The sequence below is a fragment of the Sphingomonas hengshuiensis genome, assembly GCF_000935025.1.
GTDB lineage: Bacteria > Pseudomonadota > Alphaproteobacteria > Sphingomonadales > Sphingomonadaceae > Sphingomonas > Sphingomonas hengshuiensis.
On record NZ_CP010836.1, the window covers coordinates 122,187 to 139,838 of the forward strand.

The 17,652-nt window shown below is 68.5% G+C and carries 20 protein-coding genes; 9 read left to right on the top strand and 11 right to left on the bottom strand.

Translation table 11 applies throughout. The features are described from left to right. The first annotated feature begins 23 nt into the window (after window positions 1–23). The gene (locus TS85_RS00600; protein ID WP_044329784.1) at window positions 24–251 is read left to right on the top strand and encodes a hypothetical protein; all 228 of its coding nucleotides are present in this window, start codon (window positions 24–26) and stop codon (window positions 249–251) included. Window positions 252–297: 46 nt separating this feature from the next. Here TS85_RS00600 and TS85_RS00605 read toward each other — a convergent pair whose 3' ends face one another. Then, the gene (locus TS85_RS00605; RefSeq protein WP_044329786.1) at window positions 298–1,122 is read right to left on the bottom strand and encodes a pirin family protein; all 825 of its coding nucleotides are present in this window, start codon (window positions 1,120–1,122) and stop codon (window positions 298–300) included. Between the two features lie 133 nt (window positions 1,123–1,255). On the opposite strand from TS85_RS00605, the gene TS85_RS00610 reads away from it, so the two are divergent. Both TS85_RS00610 and recN read left to right on the top strand, forming a co-directional pair. Continuing rightward, window positions 1,256–2,062, top strand: coding sequence for an outer membrane protein assembly factor BamD (locus TS85_RS00610; RefSeq protein WP_044329788.1), 807 nt, complete (start codon window positions 1,256–1,258; stop codon window positions 2,060–2,062). 60 nt (window positions 2,063–2,122) lie between these two features. Then, window positions 2,123–3,787, top strand: coding sequence for a DNA repair protein RecN (gene recN, locus TS85_RS00615; protein WP_044329790.1), 1,665 nt, complete (start codon window positions 2,123–2,125; stop codon window positions 3,785–3,787). 47 nt (window positions 3,788–3,834) lie between these two features. Here recN and TS85_RS00620 read toward each other — a convergent pair whose 3' ends face one another. Then, window positions 3,835–4,116, bottom strand: a complete 282-nt coding sequence (locus tag TS85_RS00620) for a TM2 domain-containing protein (RefSeq protein WP_044329792.1) — start codon at window positions 4,114–4,116, stop codon at window positions 3,835–3,837. Between the two features lie 204 nt (window positions 4,117–4,320). On the opposite strand from TS85_RS00620, the gene TS85_RS00625 reads away from it, so the two are divergent. After that, window positions 4,321–4,698 (top strand): hypothetical protein, encoded by a 378-nt coding sequence (locus tag TS85_RS00625; protein WP_044329794.1) that lies wholly within the window; start codon window positions 4,321–4,323, stop codon window positions 4,696–4,698. Between the two features lie 234 nt (window positions 4,699–4,932). Here the strand turns inward: TS85_RS00625 and TS85_RS00630 are convergent, their stop codons facing one another. Then, the gene (locus tag TS85_RS00630) at window positions 4,933–5,910 is read right to left on the bottom strand and encodes a cell wall hydrolase (protein ID WP_227698610.1); all 978 of its coding nucleotides are present in this window, start codon (window positions 5,908–5,910) and stop codon (window positions 4,933–4,935) included. A 76-nt stretch (window positions 5,911–5,986) separates the two neighbouring features. Continuing rightward, window positions 5,987–7,123, bottom strand: coding sequence for a tRNA guanosine(34) transglycosylase Tgt (gene tgt, locus TS85_RS00635; protein WP_044329799.1), 1,137 nt, complete (start codon window positions 7,121–7,123; stop codon window positions 5,987–5,989). 49 nt (window positions 7,124–7,172) lie between these two features. Here tgt and TS85_RS25955 point away from each other — a divergent pair, with 49 nt between their 5' ends. Next, window positions 7,173–7,808: a cupin domain-containing protein gene (locus TS85_RS25955; RefSeq protein WP_227698611.1), complete on the top strand. Its 636-nt coding sequence runs from the start codon at window positions 7,173–7,175 to the stop codon at window positions 7,806–7,808. Window positions 7,809–7,818: 10 nt separating this feature from the next. Here the strand turns inward: TS85_RS25955 and TS85_RS00645 are convergent, their stop codons facing one another. The 7 genes from TS85_RS00645 to TS85_RS00670 form a co-directional block, all read right to left on the bottom strand. Then, window positions 7,819–8,484, bottom strand: a complete 666-nt coding sequence (locus TS85_RS00645) for an HAD hydrolase-like protein (protein ID WP_044335591.1) — start codon at window positions 8,482–8,484, stop codon at window positions 7,819–7,821. Beyond that, window positions 8,477–9,400: a cation diffusion facilitator family transporter gene (locus TS85_RS00650; RefSeq protein WP_044329801.1), complete on the bottom strand. Its 924-nt coding sequence runs from the start codon at window positions 9,398–9,400 to the stop codon at window positions 8,477–8,479. Before TS85_RS00650 ends, TS85_RS00645 begins: the two co-directional genes overlap by 8 nt. A gap of 42 nt (window positions 9,401–9,442) precedes the next feature. Further along, a complete protein-coding gene (locus TS85_RS00655) occupies window positions 9,443–9,946 on the bottom strand; it encodes an EF-hand domain-containing protein (RefSeq protein WP_044329803.1) in 504 nt (167 codons plus the stop codon). Between the two features lie 110 nt (window positions 9,947–10,056). Further along, on the bottom strand, window positions 10,057–10,194 hold the full coding sequence (locus tag TS85_RS25910) for a hypothetical protein (RefSeq protein ID WP_193790686.1): 138 nt from the start codon (window positions 10,192–10,194) through the stop codon (window positions 10,057–10,059). A gap of 288 nt (window positions 10,195–10,482) precedes the next feature. Next, a complete protein-coding gene (locus tag TS85_RS00660) occupies window positions 10,483–11,223 on the bottom strand; it encodes a class II aldolase/adducin family protein (RefSeq protein WP_044329806.1) in 741 nt (246 codons plus the stop codon). A 14-nt stretch (window positions 11,224–11,237) separates the two neighbouring features. Then, complete coding sequence (locus tag TS85_RS00665; protein ID WP_044329808.1) at window positions 11,238–12,317, bottom strand: ABC transporter substrate-binding protein; 1,080 nt, start codon at window positions 12,315–12,317, stop codon at window positions 11,238–11,240. A 173-nt stretch (window positions 12,318–12,490) separates the two neighbouring features. Next, window positions 12,491–13,609, bottom strand: a complete 1,119-nt coding sequence (locus tag TS85_RS00670) for a sigma-54 interaction domain-containing protein (protein ID WP_077228375.1) — start codon at window positions 13,607–13,609, stop codon at window positions 12,491–12,493. Window positions 13,610–14,030: 421 nt separating this feature from the next. Between TS85_RS00670 and TS85_RS00675 the strand changes: the two genes are divergently transcribed. Genes TS85_RS00675 through TS85_RS00690 form a run of 4 tightly spaced genes read left to right on the top strand, consistent with a single transcriptional unit; the run spans window position 14,031 to window position 17,596 of the window. Continuing rightward, window positions 14,031–15,155, top strand: coding sequence for an ABC transporter substrate-binding protein (locus TS85_RS00675; RefSeq protein WP_077228376.1), 1,125 nt, complete (start codon window positions 14,031–14,033; stop codon window positions 15,153–15,155). Continuing rightward, the gene (locus TS85_RS00680; protein WP_044329810.1) at window positions 15,155–15,946 is read left to right on the top strand and encodes an ABC transporter permease; all 792 of its coding nucleotides are present in this window, start codon (window positions 15,155–15,157) and stop codon (window positions 15,944–15,946) included. Before TS85_RS00675 ends, TS85_RS00680 begins: the two co-directional genes overlap by 1 nt. Beyond that, the gene (locus TS85_RS00685) at window positions 15,943–16,722 is read left to right on the top strand and encodes an ABC transporter permease (RefSeq protein ID WP_044329812.1); all 780 of its coding nucleotides are present in this window, start codon (window positions 15,943–15,945) and stop codon (window positions 16,720–16,722) included. Before TS85_RS00680 ends, TS85_RS00685 begins: the two co-directional genes overlap by 4 nt. 28 nt (window positions 16,723–16,750) lie before the next feature. Next, window positions 16,751–17,596, top strand: coding sequence for an ABC transporter ATP-binding protein (locus TS85_RS00690; protein WP_044335596.1), 846 nt, complete (start codon window positions 16,751–16,753; stop codon window positions 17,594–17,596). The last annotated feature ends 56 nt before the right edge of the window (window positions 17,597–17,652 follow it).

Here is a 17,652-nt window from a genome sequence, read left to right on the forward strand (position 1 = left end):
ACCAACAAGGCGACATCCCTGCCATGCTCAACATCGTATCGCTGCTGATCGGATTCGTCGCGTTGCTGATCGCGATGGTCGGCATCCTGCCAATCCCGCTGCTGCCGCTCGTCAACTGGATCGCGTTGCCGATCGCGATCCTGGGCGCTGCGATCGGCGCGGTGTCGAGCAGCAATGCGGGGCGCAACCTGAACCTGCTGGTGATCCTGATCTCCGGGGGGCGTCTCTTCCTGACCTGGGGCTTGATCTGAGGCAGGCTCCGCCCGGCGGCGAACCGCCGGGCTTGAGCGCCGAGGGTCAGATCCGCGCGGTTCCCGGATAGGCGAACAACAGGTCGCTGCCCGCCTCGGCATGGAGTTCGGCGGTCCCCTCCAGCGTCAGGCAATCGCCTGCGCGGAACGGCACCCCGTCGACCACGCCTTCGCCGGTCACGGGAATCAGCCAGCCGGTGACGCCTGCGGGCAGAGTCAGCGCGCGGTGGCCGCCTTCCCAGCGCTCGAGCACGAACTTCGGCCCTTCGACCAGGATCGTGCGGTCGTCGGCGACCTTGCCCGGCATCGGATGCGCGACGAAGGGCACGGCGTTCGAGACCGCGACACCGTCGTCGAGATGGAGTTCGCGCGGGCGGCCATAGTCATACAGGCGATAGGTGGTGTCGCTGTTCTGCTGGACTTCGATCAGCGTGATCCCCGCGCCGATCGCATGGACCGTCCCCGACGGCGCGTAGAAGAAGTCGCCCGCCTTGACCGGCTTCCAGTCGAGCAGTTGCTCGATCGATCCGTCGAGCGCGGCGGCATGGAGCGTGGCGGCGTCGACCGGCGCGTGCGTGCCCAGCGCGATCGTCGAATCGGGCTCCGCCGCGAGGATGATCCAGCATTCGTCCTTGCCGCGCGGCAGGCCGCGGGCGTGCGCCTGTTCGTCGTCGGGATGGACCTGGACCGACAGCTTTTCCGACGTGAACAGATATTTGATCAGCAGGTCGGGCGCGGCATTGCCCGGCGTCTGGAACCAGATTTCGCCGACCGGATCGCCCGTCGGCGAAGGGTCCGCAAAGCCCGGCCACAGCGTGTGGCGGCCCCAGGGTTTTTCGACACGATGCGTGGCCAGAAGCGTGGCGGTCACTCAATTCCCTTCCATCTGAAGCGCTGTGCCTAGCGCAACGCGGGGCCGCTGTCAGCGATCCGATCGCACCCGGCCACAAAGCCGCCGCGAAAAGGATTGTTTGAAGCCATGGCCGTCGTCTAAGACCCTGCCCATGCGTACTCCCATGCCCCGCGTCTTCGCGCTCGCGCTCCTTCCGGTGCTAGCTTTTTCCACTGCCGGTTGCGCCAAGAAGAGCGCGCGTTCGGACCTGCCCTATGTCGCGCGCGACGTCGGCACGCTGTACAGCGCGGGCAAGCAGAAGCTGGACCAGCATCAGTATAAGTTGGCGGCGGCGTTGTTCGACGAAGTCGAGCGGCAGCACCCCTATTCGGTCTGGGCGCGCCGCGCACAGCTGATGGGGGCGTTCAGCTATTATCTCAACCGTGACTATACCGAATCGATCGCCTCGGCGCAGCGCTTCCTGGCGGTCCACCCCGGCAACCGCGATGCCGCCTATGCCTATTACCTTGTCGGGATCAGCTATTATGAGCAGATCCAGGACGTCACCCGCGACCAGAAGATTACGCAGCAGGCACTCGATTCGCTCGGCGAACTGACGCGGCGCTATCCCACCAGCCGCTATGCGTCCGACGCGCGGCTGAAGATGGACCTGGTGCGCGATCACCTGGCCGGCAAGGAAATGGAGATCGGCCGCTTCTACGAGACGCGCGGCCAGTGGCTCGCGGCGGTCACGCGTTTCCGCACCGTCGTCGACCAGTATCAGATGACGACGCACGTCCCCGAGGCGCTGATGCGGCTGACCGAGGCCTATCTGGCGCTGGGCGTGCCGCTGGAGGCGCAGAAGTCCGCCGCGGTGCTGGGCGCCAATTATCCGGGCACGGACTGGTACAAACATGCCTATGAGCTGGTCGAGGACAACAAGGACAAGGTCGCGAAGGCGAATACCTCGGCGGGTTGATCCGTCGAGGGGCTGGACGCCCTTCCGTTCCGTCTCCGTTCCTGCAATAACGCTGCGGGCATGCTGACCGCACTATCCATTCGCGACGTGGTGCTGATCGAGGCGCTGGACCTCGATTTCGGCGCAGGGCTCGGCGTGCTTACCGGCGAGACCGGGGCGGGCAAGTCGATCCTGCTCGATGCGCTGGGCCTGGCGCTGGGCGCGCGCGGCGAGACCGGGCTGGTCCGGCAGGGCGCGGCGCAGGCGATGGTGACCGCCACCTTCGACGCACCGGCACCGGGCAGCGCGGTCGCCAATGCGATGGCGCAGAACGGGCTGGAGATCGAGCCGGGCGAGCCATTGCTGATCCGCCGCATCGTCAAGGCCGATGGCGGCAGCCGCGCCTTTGTCAACGACCAGCCGGCATCGGCGGGGCTGCTCCGCGAACTCGCGCCGTCGCTGGTGGAAATCCATGGCCAGCATGACGATCGCGGATTGCTCAATCCGCGCGGGCATCGTGCGCTGCTCGATGCGTTTGCTCGGCTCGACACCGGCGCCGTCGCGATTGCGCACCGCGCGTGGCGCGGGGCCGAGGATGCGCTGGCGGTGGCGCGCGCCGAACAGGATGCCGCCGAGCGCGACCGCGAATGGCTGGAGCACGCCGTTGCCGAGTTGCAGGCGCTCGATCCGCAGCCGGGCGAAGAGGAAGCACTGGCCGAGCGGCGTGCGACGATGCAGCGCGGCGAGAAGGTCGCGGGCGAATTGCAGGCAATCGCCGAACTGCTCGAGGGATCGGAGGGCGGGCTCAGCCAGTTGCGGCAGGCCGCGCGGATATTGGAGCGCGTGGCGAACCAGCATGACGCGCTGGGCGACGCACTGGCGGCGATCGACCGCGCGCTGACCGAGGGCGGCGAGGCGCAGGACCGGATCGATGCGGCGGCGGAGGCACTGGCGTTCGATCCTGCCGCGCTCGAGGCCGACGAGACGCGGCTGTTCGAACTGCGCGCGGTGGCGCGCAAGCACCGCGTCCAGCCCGAGGAACTGCCCGCGCTGCTGGAGACGCTGGCGACGCGGCTGGCGCGCGTCGAACAGGGCGGGGCGGGGATTGCCGCGCTCACGCTGGCGACGGAGGCGGCGCACGCCGCCTATCGCGACGCCGCCCGCGCGCTGTCGGCGGCGCGGACCGAGGCGGCGACGCGGCTGGACCTTGCGGTCGAGGGCGAGCTCAAGCCGCTCAAGCTGGATGCCGCGCGTTTCCGCACGCTGGTCGAGCCGCTGGACGAGAGCCAGTGGAGCGCGAGCGGAATGGACCGCGTCGAATTCGCGGTGTCGACCAATCCGGGGGCGCCGTTCGCACCGCTGGTCAAGATCGCGTCGGGGGGCGAATTGTCGCGCTTCATCCTGGCGATGAAGGTCGCGCTGGCGGAGGAAGGCGGCGCGGGCACGCTGATCTTCGACGAGATCGATCGCGGCGTCGGCGGCGCGGTGGCCAGCGCGATCGGCGAGCGGCTGGCGCGGCTGGCGCAGGGAGCGCAGCTGCTGGTGGTGACGCACAGCCCGCAGGTCGCGGCGCGGGGCACGGCGCACCTGCTGATCGCCAAGCGCCACGACGGCATCGTGACGCGGACCGGGGTGACGCCGCTGGATGCAGGCCAGCGGCGCGAGGAGATTGCGCGGATGCTGTCGGGCGCCGAGATCACCGACGAGGCGCGGGCACAGGCGGTGCGGTTGCTGGAGCCGGCGTGACGCGGGCACAGGCGGTGCGGTTGCTGGAGCCGGCGTGACGCGGGCGATCAGCGGCCAGTGAGCTGATCGAGCATCGCGCCGCGGATTTCGTTCTGCTTCTCGCGGATCATGCCGGGGATCAGGATGGCGTCGATCAGCACCCAGAAGAACCCGATCAGGACGAAATAGGACAGGATCTGGAGGATCGCGGTGCCGGGCCGACCCAGGTAGAAGCGGTGCGCGCTGACGAACCACAGGAAAAACCATAGCAGATAGGCGACGGCGATATTGGGGCCGTCGTTGGTCACGCGCTGTTCGACCAGCGTCAGTTCGGCGGTAGTCAGTGCCATTCGGTGCAGTCCCCCTGCCAGCGACTATGCGGCGCGCGCGCCCGGCGATCAATCGCGCATTGCGCACGCCGAACCTGAACGAAGCCCGCGCCGGTGCGACAAACCGCGACACAAAAGGGCGAAGCGTGGGACAGGTTCGCGACAGGCGCGTTCCACATAGGTGTCAGGCCGCAGCGACGGCCCAGTATCAAGAGGAGTGACACCATGAAGACCATCACGATCCTGCTCGCCGGCCTCGGTATCGCGGCTGCCGCACTTCCCGCGACGACCGCGACTGCGGCGACGGCGCCGAACCATGGCTATGCGAGCTTCCAGGGGCAGGGTGCCTGGCAGAATATCAACGCCCGCCAGAACCGGCTGGAGCAGCGGATCAACCAGGGCATCCGTTCGGGCGCGCTGTCGCGCGCCGAGGCGACCCGGCTGCGCAACGAGTTCCGCGGGCTGACCCGGCTCGAGGCCCAGTATCGCCGCTCGGGCCGCGGGCTGACGCTTTCCGAGCGCCGCGACCTCGACCGCCGCTTCGACGCGCTGTCGGCGCGCATCCGGATCGAGAAGAACGACCGCAACAACCATCGCCGCTGATCCGCGCGACGGCGAATGACAAAGGGCTCCGCCAGCGATGGCGGGGCCCCTTTCGCTGCAGGGTGATCGCATAGGGCAAAAACCGAGTCATCCTGACGAAAGTCAGGATCCATTCGGTGCTCGGTAAGGGCTTTTGGGTCGAGCGGAGCGGCTGAATGGATCCCAGCCTTCGCTGGGGTGACGGCGTGTATGTTTGCCCGATGCCATATGGGATTGCCCTGCCTTTCGCTGGGGTCAGCGCAGCGGTTTGCCGCTGTCCTTCCACTTGTCGAGAATCTGCGACTCGTCGTTCGCGGGGCGGGCATAGGCGGCGAGCGGGGTGCCGCTGTCTGCATAATCGGGCTGTACCGCGGGGCGCGGCGTGGCGGCTTGCTGGGGCGTCGCCACTGGCGGCTGCGCTTCGGCGAGGACATCGGGCAGCGCGCTCGGGTGCGGGGCGGGGAGCGGCTCGTGCCCGCGATAGGGCTGGCTGAACGCGGCGCGGGTGCCCCACCAGCCCTTCCAGCGGTGGAAGAAATGCGCGCCATAGACGCCGGTCATCACCAGCCCGCGGTTCCACGACGGGGTGACCGCATAGGTGTGATAATGCGTCGCCAGCCCGACCGGCGCGAACACCGCTCCGCCCAGCGCATCGGCGGCGACGCGGCCCGCGCGCAGCCATGCCGCGCGGCCGGGCGCGCCGCGCGCCATCGCGCCGTCGCAGGCGAAGCTGAACTGGCAACCGCTTTTCTCCGACCCCTGAAACACCACGCCGCACACGCTGGCGGGGAAGGCGGGGTGGCGGACGCGGTTGAGCACCACCTGCGCGACTGCGCGCTGGCCGGCATCGGGCTCGTTGGCGGCTTCGTAATAGATCGCGCTGGTCAGGCATTGGAGCGCGCGCGCCTTGTCGGTCGCGCTGCCTGCCAGGCGGAAGGGTGTGGCGGGCTGGATCGAGGTGTCGACCACGGCGTTCTCCGGCACGGGCAGGTCGGGAAGCGCGGTGGTGCCGGTGCTGCCGGCGCTCGCGGCCGTCTGTTCGTCGATCGCGGTATAATAGGCCGCGCCGGGGAAATGATCGTCGGCTTCATAGCCGGTTGCGGCGACCTGCCTGGGCGCGCCGGGCAGGTCGGGGGCGAGCGCCTGCGCCGAGAATCCGGCACCGATCAGCGACGCGAGTACCGCCGCCGCCAGCCCCCGTGCCTGCATCCGAGTGAAACGCCGCCAGAACATGGCCCGGCCCATATCGCCTTTCGGCAAGCCGCGCGCGCCCGGATTTCGCCGCGTCCCACGGCGAAACACTTGATGGTTAAGCTAATTTTTGCCGAACATAGCGCGCGCGGAAATCATCGGCGAACGCGGTGAGGCGTCCGTCCCCGATGGCGCCGCGCAGATCGGCCATCAGCGCCTGGTAGAAATAGAGATTATGCTCGGTCATCAGCATCGCCCCCAAAATCTCGCCTGCGCGGACGAGGTGGTGGAGATAGGCGCGGCTCGACGTCGCGCAGACCGGGCAGGCGCAGGCCGGGTCGAGCGGCCCCTGATCCTCGGCGAACTGCGCGTTGCGGATGTTGATCGGGCCGGAGCGGGTGAAAGCCTGGCCGGTGCGGCCCGAACGGGTGGGGAGGACGCAATCGAACATGTCGATCCCGCGCTCGACCGCGCCGACAATGTCGTCGGGCTTGCCGACGCCCATCAGATAGCGCGGCTTGGCGGCGTCGAGCTGGCCCGGCGCATAGTCGAGCACGCCGAACATCGCCTCCTGCCCCTCGCCGACCGCGAGGCCGCCGACGGCATAGCCGTCGAAGCCGATGTCCTTCAGCGCATCGGCGGAGGACTTGCGCAGATCCTGGTCAAGCGCGCCCTGCTGGATGCCGAACAGCGCGGCGCGCGCGGCATGCGCCTCCCCCGAATCGAAGCCCGCGCGGCTGCGCTTCGCCCAGCGCATCGATCGCTCCATCGCCTTTGCCTGCACGTCGCGGGTGGCGGTGGTGGGGACCAGCTCGTCGAACGCCATGACGATGTCCGAGCCGAGCAGCCGCTGGATCTCCATCGAGCGTTCGGGGCTCATCAGGTGGCGCGAGCCGTCGAGATGCGAGGCGAAGGCGACGCCCTCTTCGCTGCGCTTGGTGAGTTCGGACAGGCTCATCACCTGATAGCCGCCCGAATCGGTGAGGATCGGGCGGTCCCAGCCCATGAACTTGTGCAACCCGCCCAGCCGGTGGACGCGCTCTGCGGTGGGGCGCAGCATCAAATGATAGGTGTTGCCGAGCAGGATGTCGGCGCCCGATGCGCGCACATCCTGCGGCTTCATGGCTTTCACGGTGGCGGCGGTGCCGACGGGCATGAAGGCGGGGGTGCGGATCTCGCCGCGCTGCATGGCAATGCTGCCCAGACGGGCCTTGCCGTCGGTGGCGTGGATCGTGAACTGGAAACGGGTGGACATGGCGGTGCGCCTTGCCCCCATGTGCGCGCGAAGTCGAGGGAGAGACAGGTTGAGCGAACGCGACGACGCACTGCGCGCGATGGCGGCGCATCGCGGGTTGAAGCTGGTCACGTCGCGGCGGCGCAAGCCCGGCGGCGATTTCGGGCTGTATGGGTTGAAGGATGCGGGAGGCGCTGCGGTGTTGGGGATCGGCGAGGATGGCCTGACCGCGGATGCCGATGCGGTCGACGCCTGGCTGCGCGATGCGACGCGGGCGACCTGGGGCGAGTCGGCTGAGACGACGCCGGGTGCGGTGAAGCCCAAGGGGGCGCCGAAGCCGAAACCCCAACCCAAGCCCAAACCGAAACCAAAGCCGCGCTTCAAGGTGCAGGTCGGCAACCTCCTGACCGGGCTCCCCGCCGCCAAGCGTGCCGAGGCTTTCACCGAACTGCTCGCGCGGCCCGGCGTGCGAGCCGAGCGGATCGTGTCGCACGGCCAGTCGACCCCCGAGGATGCGCCGATGGTGCAGGATAGCGACGAGTGGGTGCTGCTGCTGCAGGGTGCTGCCGGGCTGCGGATCGAGGATTCGGACGAAGTGGCGCTACACCCCGGCGACGCGCTGTGGATCGCGCGCGGGCAGAGGCATTGGGTGACCTGGACCGCAAAGGACCGCCCGAGCGTCTGGCTGGCGGTGCATTTCGAGTGAGGGCGCCGCCTCAGCGGTGGCGCGCGACGAAATCCAATATGTCCTGCGGAGTGCGGAACTTGGTATCGGGCTTCATCGCGGTCAGCGCCTCTTCGCTGGCATAGCCCCATAGCACCGATCCGGCGCGCATCCCGACTTCGCGGGCGGCGTCGATGTCGCGGGTCTCGTCGCCGATCGCCAGCGTCTGTGCGGCAGGGATACGCATTCGGCGCAGCACCCGGCGGAATTTGGGCGCCTTGCCGAACAGCGACGAGCCGCAGCAGAAACACTCGATCCGCGCGGCATGCGCCGGCCCCAGGATTTTCCGCGCATTCGCCTCGGAATTGGACGTGACCAGCGCGATTCGCACGCCCATGTCGGCGAGCTGCCCGAGCAGGTCGGGGGTGCCGGGAAACAGCTCGATCTGGTGCGCGTTGCGACCGATCATCCGGCGGAGATAACGCGCGATCAGCGGCAGTTTCCAGCGCGGGATGCCGAGATACTCGATCACTTCGCGCGAGCTGCGATGGCGCAGCGCTGGCACTTCCTCGGGCGTGACGGTGCGGAAACGATAGCGCGCGGCAAGCTCGTCGATCACCGACAGGAACCAGTCGCCGCTGTCCGATAGCGTGCCGTCGAAATCGAAGATCACGAGCCGGATGGGTTCGCCCTGTGCCCCCCCGGGCGACTCAATCATGCGCATGGTCCCCATGCAGACGACATTCGGCGCCCTCGCCGAGTTCGATCTGGACCGTGATATGGTCGATCTCGAAATCATGCGCCAGCCGATGCTGAAGGTCGCGCAGGAATGCGTCGCCGGGGTGGCCCGCGGGCATCACCAGATGCGCGGTCAGCGCGGCTTCGGTCGTGCTCATCGGCCAGATGTGGAGATCATGGACCCGCGCCACGCCGGGCAGCGCGCCCAGCGCACTGCGCACCGAATCGACATCGATCCGCGCGGGCACCGCCTGGAGCACCATCACCAGCGATTCGCGCAGCAGCCCCCAGGTGCTCCACAGCACGACGACCACGATCACCAGGCTGATCGCCGGATCGATCCAGCCCGCCCCGGTGATGAGGATCAGCCCCGCGCCGATCACGACTCCGGCGGAGACCGCTGCATCCGCCGCCATGTGGAGGAACGCGCCGCGAATGTTGATGTCGCCCTTGCGCCCGCGCGCGAACAGCAGCGCGGTGCCGAGATTGACGACGATGCCGACCGCCGCGACCGCCATCACCGGGACGGCGTCGATCGATGGCGGTGCGGCGAAGCGTTGTACCGCTTCCCATGCGATGCCGCCGACCGCCACGAGCAACAGCACCGCGTTCGCCAGCGCGGCGAGGATCGAACTGCCGCGATAGCCATAAGTGAAGCGCTTCGACGCCGGCCGCTTGGCCAGTTCCGCCCCGGCCCAGGCGACGAGCAGCCCGAGCACGTCGGACAGATTATGCCCGGCATCGGCGAGCAGCGCGACCGAATCGGTCCACAGCCCCGCGCCCCCCTCGATCACGACAAAGGCGAGGTTGAGGGCGGTTCCCAGCGCAAAGGCCCTGCCGAAATCGGCGGGGGCATGGCTGTGGTGGTGGTGCGCGTGATCGTGATCGGAAGCCATTGGCAGTGGCTTAGCCGGGCTTGTGTGTCGGACGCTAGGGAATCAATTGCCCGGCGCGCGCCCGCGCTTGCCCTTGCGCGATTCGGGCTGGAACATCTGCGGGCGGATCGTCACCAGTTCGCGGCGGACGAGCACCCCGTCCTTGTCGGTATCGAACCGCGCGAAGAACATCGCGAAACGATCGGACAGCTCGTCGAAGGTGATCCGATTGTCGCCGTCGCGATCGGTTTCGAACGGGCTGGGCAGCGTGTTGCGGTCGCCCAGCCAGCGCTCCGCCCAGTCCGAAAAGGCGATATAGCCGAGCGAACCGGTGCGCCGCGTGTCGATCGAATCGAAGCTGCGGCGCAGCCCCGCGTCGAATTCCCCGCGCGTCACCCGGGCATCGCCATCGGCATCGAACGCCGCGATCATCATCGCCACCGGCTCGACGATGATGTTCGCCGCAGGCTGGGGCCGGGGCGGGGTGGCGACGACCGGCGGGACGGGCACGGTCTGCGCGGCGGCGGGCGTCGCGACGATCGCGGCGAGCAGGGGCAACAGGCGCATGGGAATCCTTCCGGCGAATCGGGGCGAGGGCCGCGGTAGCTCGCACGGTAGGTGAAGCACGATTGCGTGGCCAGTCGCCGACACGCGGCCCGTCGGCGCCGCGCGAGTGGTCAGGCGGTCGGGGCGGCCAGATCAGTGCGCAGCCGGGTCCGTGCATCGTTGCCATGGGCCACCGACACCCGATATTCGGTCGCATCGGTCTCGCGCGCCAGATAGCGGCGCACTTCGCGGGATGGTCCTGCGCCCACCGCCGCGAGCGCAGCGGAGAGCGTCAGCGGCTCGAAATCGAGAAAGGCGTGGCGCCGCTCGATCCCCCTGGTGCTGGCGCCCGCCTGCCCGACGAAATCGGCGAAGAAGGCGATGTCGAACTTGCCGCGCTCCGCCGTCTGGGCGAGCCCGGCCCAATAGCGGAAATCGGGCTTTCCGCTATTGGCCGCGCCGGGTTGGCGCCATGCCCCGGATGGTGGCCGTGGCGGGTCAGGAACACCCCGAGGGCGAGTTGGCGGCGGGCGCTGATCCCGGACGGTCGCTCCCGCTCATTCCGCTGCGGCGGCGGTGGCGTAATGGATGGTGCCGTCGTCGGAGACGCTGGCATCGGGGGGGACGAGCTTGCCCATCTTCCATTGCTGTTCGAGCACGCCCGGCCCGAACGGCTGCGACCCGCCGAGCGCGGCGGCGAGGATCTGGAACTGTGCGCCTTCCTCCAGCAGCACGATATTGTTCACCAGATCGCGCAGACCCTTCCAGCTCCACACCGTCGCGCCGCCATTCGCCTCGACGATGCCGGGGACTTCGCGATCGGCCTCGATCGAATCGACGATGAAATCGACCTCGGGCTGGCGGCGGTTGATATAGACCGGCAGCTCGCTGCTGAAGCGGAAGCGGCGGTTGGGGACGTAGAGCAGCGGCAGCTTGGCGTGCGCCTGCGAATAGGCGCCCAGATGCGGGGTGTGGACGTGGCTGATCGCCTGGACGCCGGCATGCGTGCGGAACAGCTTGGCATAGCGCGCGGCGCCGCCGGGCTTGTTGTGCCAATAGCTGTTGCCCTGGAAATCGATCACCGCGGTCTGCGGCTGATCTGGATCGTCGGCCCACAGGCCGAGGTAATTGAAGGTGATGATCTTGTCTTCGCCGGGGATGCGCACGGCCAGGAACAGCGTCCCGCTGGCCGAGATCGTGCGGGTTTCGCGCAGCAGGCGGAAGGCGCGGCGGGCATCCTGTTCCTGCGCGGCGATGAAGGCGATGGTTTCGGGCGAAAGGCCGGGATGGTCGGACATGGCTGTGTCTCCTGTCAGGCGAGTACAAGGGGGGCGTTGCGACGCGCGTTGAGCGCACGCGCGGCTTCGAGGGGGCGCGGGTCGACCCAGTCGGCGAGCGCGAAATCGGCATCGAGAAAGCCGTGGGTGAAGAGGAATTTCTTCTGCTGCTCGAACAAAGCGAGCCGATCGGCGTCGAGCGTCGGGTGGAGCCCTTCGTGGAGGTGGCGATAGGCCTGGTCGACGGCCTCCGGGCTCGCGTCGGTCTCGAACTCGAGGATCGCGCGGAGCTTGTCGGGCTCGGCCTTCACCCAGTCCGCGGCGCGCAGCGTCACCGCGAGGAAGCGCACGAGCACGTCGAAATGCGCGTCGAGCAGATGCTGGTGGACGGTGATCGGGCGCGGCGTGCCGTTGTTTACGCGGAAGCGCGGATCGGGCAGCGCGTCGAGGTCGACCGCGACGACAAGCCCGGCCTCGCGCGCACCGTCGAGCGCCGAGGCGCCCTTGACGTAGATCGCGTCGACATGGCCCGAGACGAGCGCATCGATCGGCCACAACCGCCCGAGCCCCGAGCGGCGCGGGCCGAGATCGCGCCCGCTGCCGCCGATGTTGCGCAGCCGGTCGGGCACTTCGACCAGATCGACATCGTCGAGGCTGAGTCCGGCAGAGGCAAGGGCGCCCTTATACCCCGCCAGCGACATGCCGCGCGCGATGCTGGTGCCGCGGACATGGCTGGGGATGTCGTTGTGCGACCAGCCCGGCAGCGCGAGGCGGCGGCCCTTGAGGTCGCCGGCGTTGCGGATGCCGGTGTCGGGGCGGGTGAGGATGCGCTGGCTCTCCTCGATCCAGGTCAGCCCGATCAGCCGGGTTGGCTCGCCCTGCGCGCGCGCGGCGATCGAGAGCATGTTGCCCCCTTCGCGGATCAGCGTCGGCAGGCGGTGGTCATAGTGATGGCGGCCCAGCTCCGAGCCCGATTCCTGCAAGGTGCGGACGGTGATGCCATCGGGGGCGAATTCCTCTGTCAGCCAGCCGAGCTTGTACGCGATCCCCGTGGCGGTCGGGACCGGGCAGCGCGTGAACCAGAGTTCGTCGAGGGTCGGATCGGGTGTCGTCATGGTCTTTGCTCCCGTGCGGTGGTGGGGTGCCGAAGCGTTGCGAAACGCCGCCGAGGAAGGAGCAAAGAGCGTGCCAAGACGAAGCTGGGAGGGGAGGCTCGCCCGCGGCCAGGCTGGCGTGCGCGGGATTGCGGGGTATTGATCAGCGCGATTGCTGCGTTTTCACCGCAGCGTCAGATCAGGCCGAAATTCTTGAGGTGCGTGCGCACGACGTTGCGCGTGACGCCCAGCGCGGCCGCGGTCTTGATCTGGTTCGACGCGCAGCGGTTGAACGTCTCGGTGACGACTGCGCCGACCAGCCGATCGAGCATCGCGTCATGTTCGCCCCGGAGCAGCGTATCGACCAGCGGGCGGACGATGTCCTCCAGCACGGCACCCTCCGGATCGAGCGGCGCGAGCGCGGGCGCGCCATAGGCCATGCCCGACAGCCCGAGGTCCGGCACCTGGATCATCCCGTCCTGGCAGACCAGAGTGGCGCGGAAGATCGCGTTCTCCAGTTCGCGGATGTTGCCCGGCCAGTCGTGGCGGTACAGCGCCTCTTCCGCGGCGGGGCCGAGTTCGAGCCGGCGCGGCTGGATCTTGTCGCCATAGACCTGGAGGAAATGGCGCGCGAGCGGCAGGATGTCGGCGCGGCGCTCGCGCAGCGGCAGCAACGGCAGCGTCACGACCTGGAGCCGGTAATAAAGGTCCGGGCGGAACAGCCCGTTGGCGACCGAGCGATGCAAGTCGACATTGGTCGCGGCGATCACCCGCACGTCGAGCGGGATCGGCGTGCGCGAGCCGAGGCGGACGACTTCGCGTTCCTGAAGCACGCGCAGCAGCTTGACCTGGAGCGACAGCGGCATCTCGCCGATCTCGTCGAGGAACAGCGTTCCGCCATTGGCCGCCTCGAACCAGCCGGGGCGGGCCAAATGCGCGCCGGTATAGGCGCCCTTCTCCGTGCCGAACAGCTCGCCCTCGATCAGCGATTCGGAAAAGGCGCCGCAATTCACCGCGATGAACGCGCCCTGCGCGCGGTCGCTGAGCGAGTGGACATAGCGCGCGACCAGCTCCTTGCCGGTGCCGGTCTCGCCGATAACGAGGATATTGGCTTCGCTCGGCGCGGTCTTTTCAATGAGCGGGATGAGCGCGCGCGACTGCGGATCGGAAAAGACGAACGCGCGCGCGCGCGGCCCCACCGAATGATGCTTGTCCGAATCGAATGCAAGCACCGGCCGCCCGCCCGGCTGCTTGTGCGCCGCCAGGCCGATCTCGATACTCTCGGCGTTTTCGGTACGCGACACTGCGACCATCGGATCCCTCCAGACCTGTCGCGCAATGGTAGCAGCAAATCTCCTACCGATTAAGTAGGAAATGAATTGCATGGCCTAGCAGGGCTTTAGACGAGCGCCAGTGTGTCGGTGTCGGCAGCCGCCCGGCAGCGCAAAGCGGCGTCCAGCGGGCGCGCGTCGAAGCGCAGCTCCTTCAGGTACGCGGGCTCCCGCGAACCGGGCGATTTCCGGCGCCAGTGAGTCAGCTAAGCGCATGCCAAGTTGCGCGGCAAGCCCGCGGCCCGCCACCGCACCGAAACCGCTGCATTTCGCGCAGCCCGGGCGGATGCACTGCACCGAATTGCGCAGCGGCACGCGCGCAAGCGGCGCGTTCGGCGACGGCGCGCCTCCCGCAGGGCTTTTGGCACGTGAAGTGCATCGATCCCCGGAAAAGGAGTGACGCGTGGCGATCCCAAGACCCAAATCGATCCTGACCTGGGCCATCGGCGCGGCCGCGCTGATTGCGGTGGTGGCGCTGCTGGCCTTTCCATTCCGCGGGGGCGGGGCGGCGTCCGCGCCGAAGACCGTGACGATCGCGGGCATCGCCTATCCCTTCGAGGGCAAACAGGCGTTTAACGGCCTGACCGGCGTGGTCATCCGCGAGGGCTGGCTCAAGGCCGAACTGGCGAAGCGCGGCGTGGCGCTCGCCTTCACCCCTGTTCCGACTGCCGTCGGCGGCCCGCTGATCAACGAAGGATTTTCGGGAAAGCGTATCGACTTCGCGTCCTATGGCGATTTCCCCGCGATCATCGCGATTTCGGGCGGCGTCCCGCTGCGGCTGGTGACGCCGGTGGGGCAGGGGCAGCACAGCTATCTGGTGGTTCGCAACGGCCTGGCCGCCAACAGTATCGCCGAGCTGAAGGGCAAGCGGATCGCGCTGCATCGCGGGCGGCCCTGGGAACTGCCCTTCTCCAAGCTGCTCGACGCCAGCGGGCTCAAGCAAAGCGACTTCAAGATCGTCAACATCAACCCCGCGGCGACCCCCGCGGCGCTCGCGTCGGGCAGCATCGATGCCGCCTTCCTGCTCTCCGACGGGCTGCTGCTCGAGCAAAAGGGCGCGGGCCGGGTGATCTGGTCGACCAAGCAGGCGCCCGCCGACTGGCGGATGCGCGCCGAATTGTTCGGGCGCGGCGATTTCGTCGATGCCAATCCCGAGCTGACGCAATTGGTGGTCGACGCCTATGTCCGCGCCGCCGCCTGGTCCGCGCAGGACGCCAATCGCGATCGCGTGATCAAGGACTCGTCGCGCGGGTCGATGCCGGTCGAAATCATCGCCCGCGATTATGCCAATGACGGCATCCCGTGGCGCGAGCGCTTCTCGCCGACCTTCACGCGTGACGTGATCGCGCATTATCGCTCGGTCGCCGACTATGCCTTTGCGCGCGGGCTGGTCCGCAACAAGATCGATGTCGACGCGCTGATCGACCAAAGGTTCGTGGCGCCGGCATTGCGCGATGCCCGGCTCGAGGGATTCTGGAGCCCAACCACGCCCGTCCAGGCGCAGGCCAGCGCGGCCAAGGCATCCTGATGGCGAGCATAGCCCTTCGCGCCCCGGCGCCGCTCCCCGCGCGCCGGCAATCGCCGCTGGCGTCGCTGCTCGCGCCGATCGCGCTGCTCGGCCTGTGGCAGCTTGCCAGCGTCAGCGGGGTGTTTCCGCCGCAGGTGCTGGTGCCGCCGAGCGAAGTCGGGGCGACGCTCTGGTCGCTGGCACAGACGGGCGAGTTGCAGCGCCATGTCGCGGACAGCATGACGCGGCTTGCACTAGGCTTTGCGATCGGGGCAGTGGCGGGGCTGGCCTTTGGCGCGGCGATCGCCTTGTCGCGCATCGCCGAGGCGCTGTTCGCGCCGTTCTTCTTCGCGGTGTGGCAGGTTCCGGTGATCGCGTTCGTACCGATGCTGGTGATCTTCCTCGGCATCGACGAGCAGTTCAAGATCGTGATCGTCATCCTCGCGGCGTTCTTCCCGGTGGCGCTCGCCGCGTTCGACGCGATCCGCAGCGTCCCCCGCGCCTGGTTCGAAGTCGCGCGCGTCTATCGCACCCGGCTGCCCGACCTGATCTGGCGGATCCTCGTCCCCGCGACGCTGCCTGCCGTCGTCACCGGGCTGCGGGTGGCGCTGACGCGCGCCTGGGTGGTGCTGATCGCCGCCGAACTGCTCGCGGCGGACAGCGGCATCGGCCAGATGATGGAGATGGGGCGTCAGATGTTTCGCATCGACGTGGTGCTCGCCGGGGTGGTGGTCAGCGGGGTGATCGGGTTCGCGCTCGATCGTGGTGCCAAGGCCATCGAGCGCCGCGCATCGCGCTGGAGGGCGGCATGAAGGCGCTGCTTTCGCGCTGTTGGGGCCGTGCCGCGATCGGGCTGGTCGCACCCGTCCTGTTCCTGGTCTGGTGGCAATCGCAAGCCCTGTCGGGGGGCGCGCACGCGCTGGCCTTTGCCCCGCTCGAATCGATCGGGGCCGGGTTCGTCGAGCTGGCGGTGCAGGGCACTCTGGTCGCCGACATGGCATCGACGCTCTCGCGCAGCCTGAGCGGGCTTGCGATCGGCGGCACGCTGGGGATCGCGCTGGGCGTCGCGATGGCGATCTTCCGCCCGCTCGACCGCGCGCTCAATCCGCTGCTCCAGGCGATCCGGCAGGTGCCGCTGATGGGCTGGCTGCCGCTGCTCGGACTGTGGGTCGGCACCGGACGGGGCACCGAGCTGATCGTGGTGAGCCTGTCGGCCTTCTTCCCGACATTGCTCAACAGCTTCGAAGGCGTCGCGGGCGTCGAGCGGCGCTTCGTCGAGGTGGGGCAAATCTATGGCTTCACCCCCGCGCAACGCTTCCGGCTGATCCTGTTGCCCGCGGCGATGCCGCTGATCCTCACCGGGCTGACCCAGGGGCTGGCCTTTGCGTGGATCGCGTCGATCGCGAGCGAGATCCTGCTGGGGGTCGGCGGCGGGCTGGGGGTGACGATGCAGCTCGCGCAGACCCAGCAGCGGCTCGACATCATCCTTGTCGCGATCCTGGTCACCGCCGCGCTCGGCTTCGCGATCAACCAAGTGTTCCTGCGCCTGCGTCGGCATTTGCTGCGCTGGCAACCGCCGCTGCGCTGACATGACCTGCGCTGAAATGGAGAGTCCGATGATCCACGAAAAACTCCCCCGCCCGGTCGCCAATCCGGTGCCCGCGGCACGCGGCGCGCTAACGATCCGCGACCTGCACAAGAGCTTCACGATCGGCGGCGAGCCGCGCGCGGTGCTGGAGGGGATCAGCCTCGACATCCGCCCCGGCGAGTTCGTCAGCATCGTCGGCGCCTCGGGCTGCGGCAAATCGACGCTGCTGCGGCTGATCGTCGGGCTCGATGACGACTATCGCGGCGAAATCCGGCTCGATGGCGAGCGCGTGTCCACCACCAGCCTCGACCGCGGCATCGTGTTCCAGGATCATCGCCTGTTCCCGTGGATGACGCTGGCGCAGAATATCGAACTGGCGCTGCTCAATACCGATGTGCCCAAGGCGCGGCGCGCGGCGATCGTCGCCGATCATATCGCGCTGGTGAACCTCACCGGCTTCGAATCGGCCTATCCGCACCAGTTGTCGGGCGGCATGGCGCAGCGCGCGGCGATCGCGCGGGCGCTGGTGACCGAACCCAAGCTGCTGCTGCTCGACGAGCCGCTCGGCGCGCTCGACGCCCTCACGCGCGTCCGCGTCCAGAACGAGCTGCAGCGCATCTGGATGGCGCAGCGCTCGACGATGCTGATGGTGACGCATGATGTCGAGGAGGCGCTGTATCTCGGCGACCGCGTGGTCGTGATGGCGCCCGATCCCGGGCGGATCCGGCGGATCGTCGAGGTCGACCTGCCGCACCCGCGCGACCGCTCGGCGCCGCTGCTCCACCGGCTGAAGGATGAGATCCTCGCCGAACTTACCGCCGCGCCGGGAACGCCGTCGAACCTGGTCCGGCTGCCCGGGCGGGAGGTGCGCTGATGGCCCGCACGCCCGATCATCCCATCGCGCCGCTGTTCGCCGATCGCCTCGGCCAA

Coding starts and splice junctions, on each gene's coding strand:
- TS85_RS00625 (WP_044329794.1), top strand. CDS start 4,321: ATGAAGACCATCACGATCCTGCTCGCCGGCCTCGGTATCGCGGCTGCC.
- TS85_RS00685 (WP_044329812.1), top strand. CDS start 15,943: ATGAAGGCGCTGCTTTCGCGCTGTTGGGGCCGTGCCGCGATCGGGCTG.
- tgt (WP_044329799.1), bottom strand. CDS start 7,123: ATGTCCACCCGTTTCCAGTTCACGATCCACGCCACCGACGGCAAGGCC.
- TS85_RS00620 (WP_044329792.1), bottom strand. CDS start 4,116: ATGGCACTGACTACCGCCGAACTGACGCTGGTCGAACAGCGCGTGACC.
- TS85_RS00660 (WP_044329806.1), bottom strand. CDS start 11,223: ATGTCCGACCATCCCGGCCTTTCGCCCGAAACCATCGCCTTCATCGCC.
- TS85_RS00645 (WP_044335591.1), bottom strand. CDS start 8,484: ATGATTGAGTCGCCCGGGGGGGCACAGGGCGAACCCATCCGGCTCGTG.
- TS85_RS00665 (WP_044329808.1), bottom strand. CDS start 12,317: ATGACGACACCCGATCCGACCCTCGACGAACTCTGGTTCACGCGCTGC.
- TS85_RS00690 (WP_044335596.1), top strand. CDS start 16,751: ATGATCCACGAAAAACTCCCCCGCCCGGTCGCCAATCCGGTGCCCGCG.
- TS85_RS00630 (WP_227698610.1), bottom strand. CDS start 5,910: ATGTTCTGGCGGCGTTTCACTCGGATGCAGGCACGGGGGCTGGCGGCG.
- TS85_RS00655 (WP_044329803.1), bottom strand. CDS start 9,946: ATGCGCCTGTTGCCCCTGCTCGCCGCGATCGTCGCGACGCCCGCCGCC.
- TS85_RS00670 (WP_077228375.1), bottom strand. CDS start 13,609: ATGGTCGCAGTGTCGCGTACCGAAAACGCCGAGAGTATCGAGATCGGC.
- TS85_RS00650 (WP_044329801.1), bottom strand. CDS start 9,400: ATGGCTTCCGATCACGATCACGCGCACCACCACCACAGCCATGCCCCC.
- TS85_RS00680 (WP_044329810.1), top strand. CDS start 15,155: ATGGCGAGCATAGCCCTTCGCGCCCCGGCGCCGCTCCCCGCGCGCCGG.
- TS85_RS00600 (WP_044329784.1), top strand. CDS start 24: ATGCTCAACATCGTATCGCTGCTGATCGGATTCGTCGCGTTGCTGATC.
- recN (WP_044329790.1), top strand. CDS start 2,123: ATGCTGACCGCACTATCCATTCGCGACGTGGTGCTGATCGAGGCGCTG.
- TS85_RS00610 (WP_044329788.1), top strand. CDS start 1,256: ATGCGTACTCCCATGCCCCGCGTCTTCGCGCTCGCGCTCCTTCCGGTG.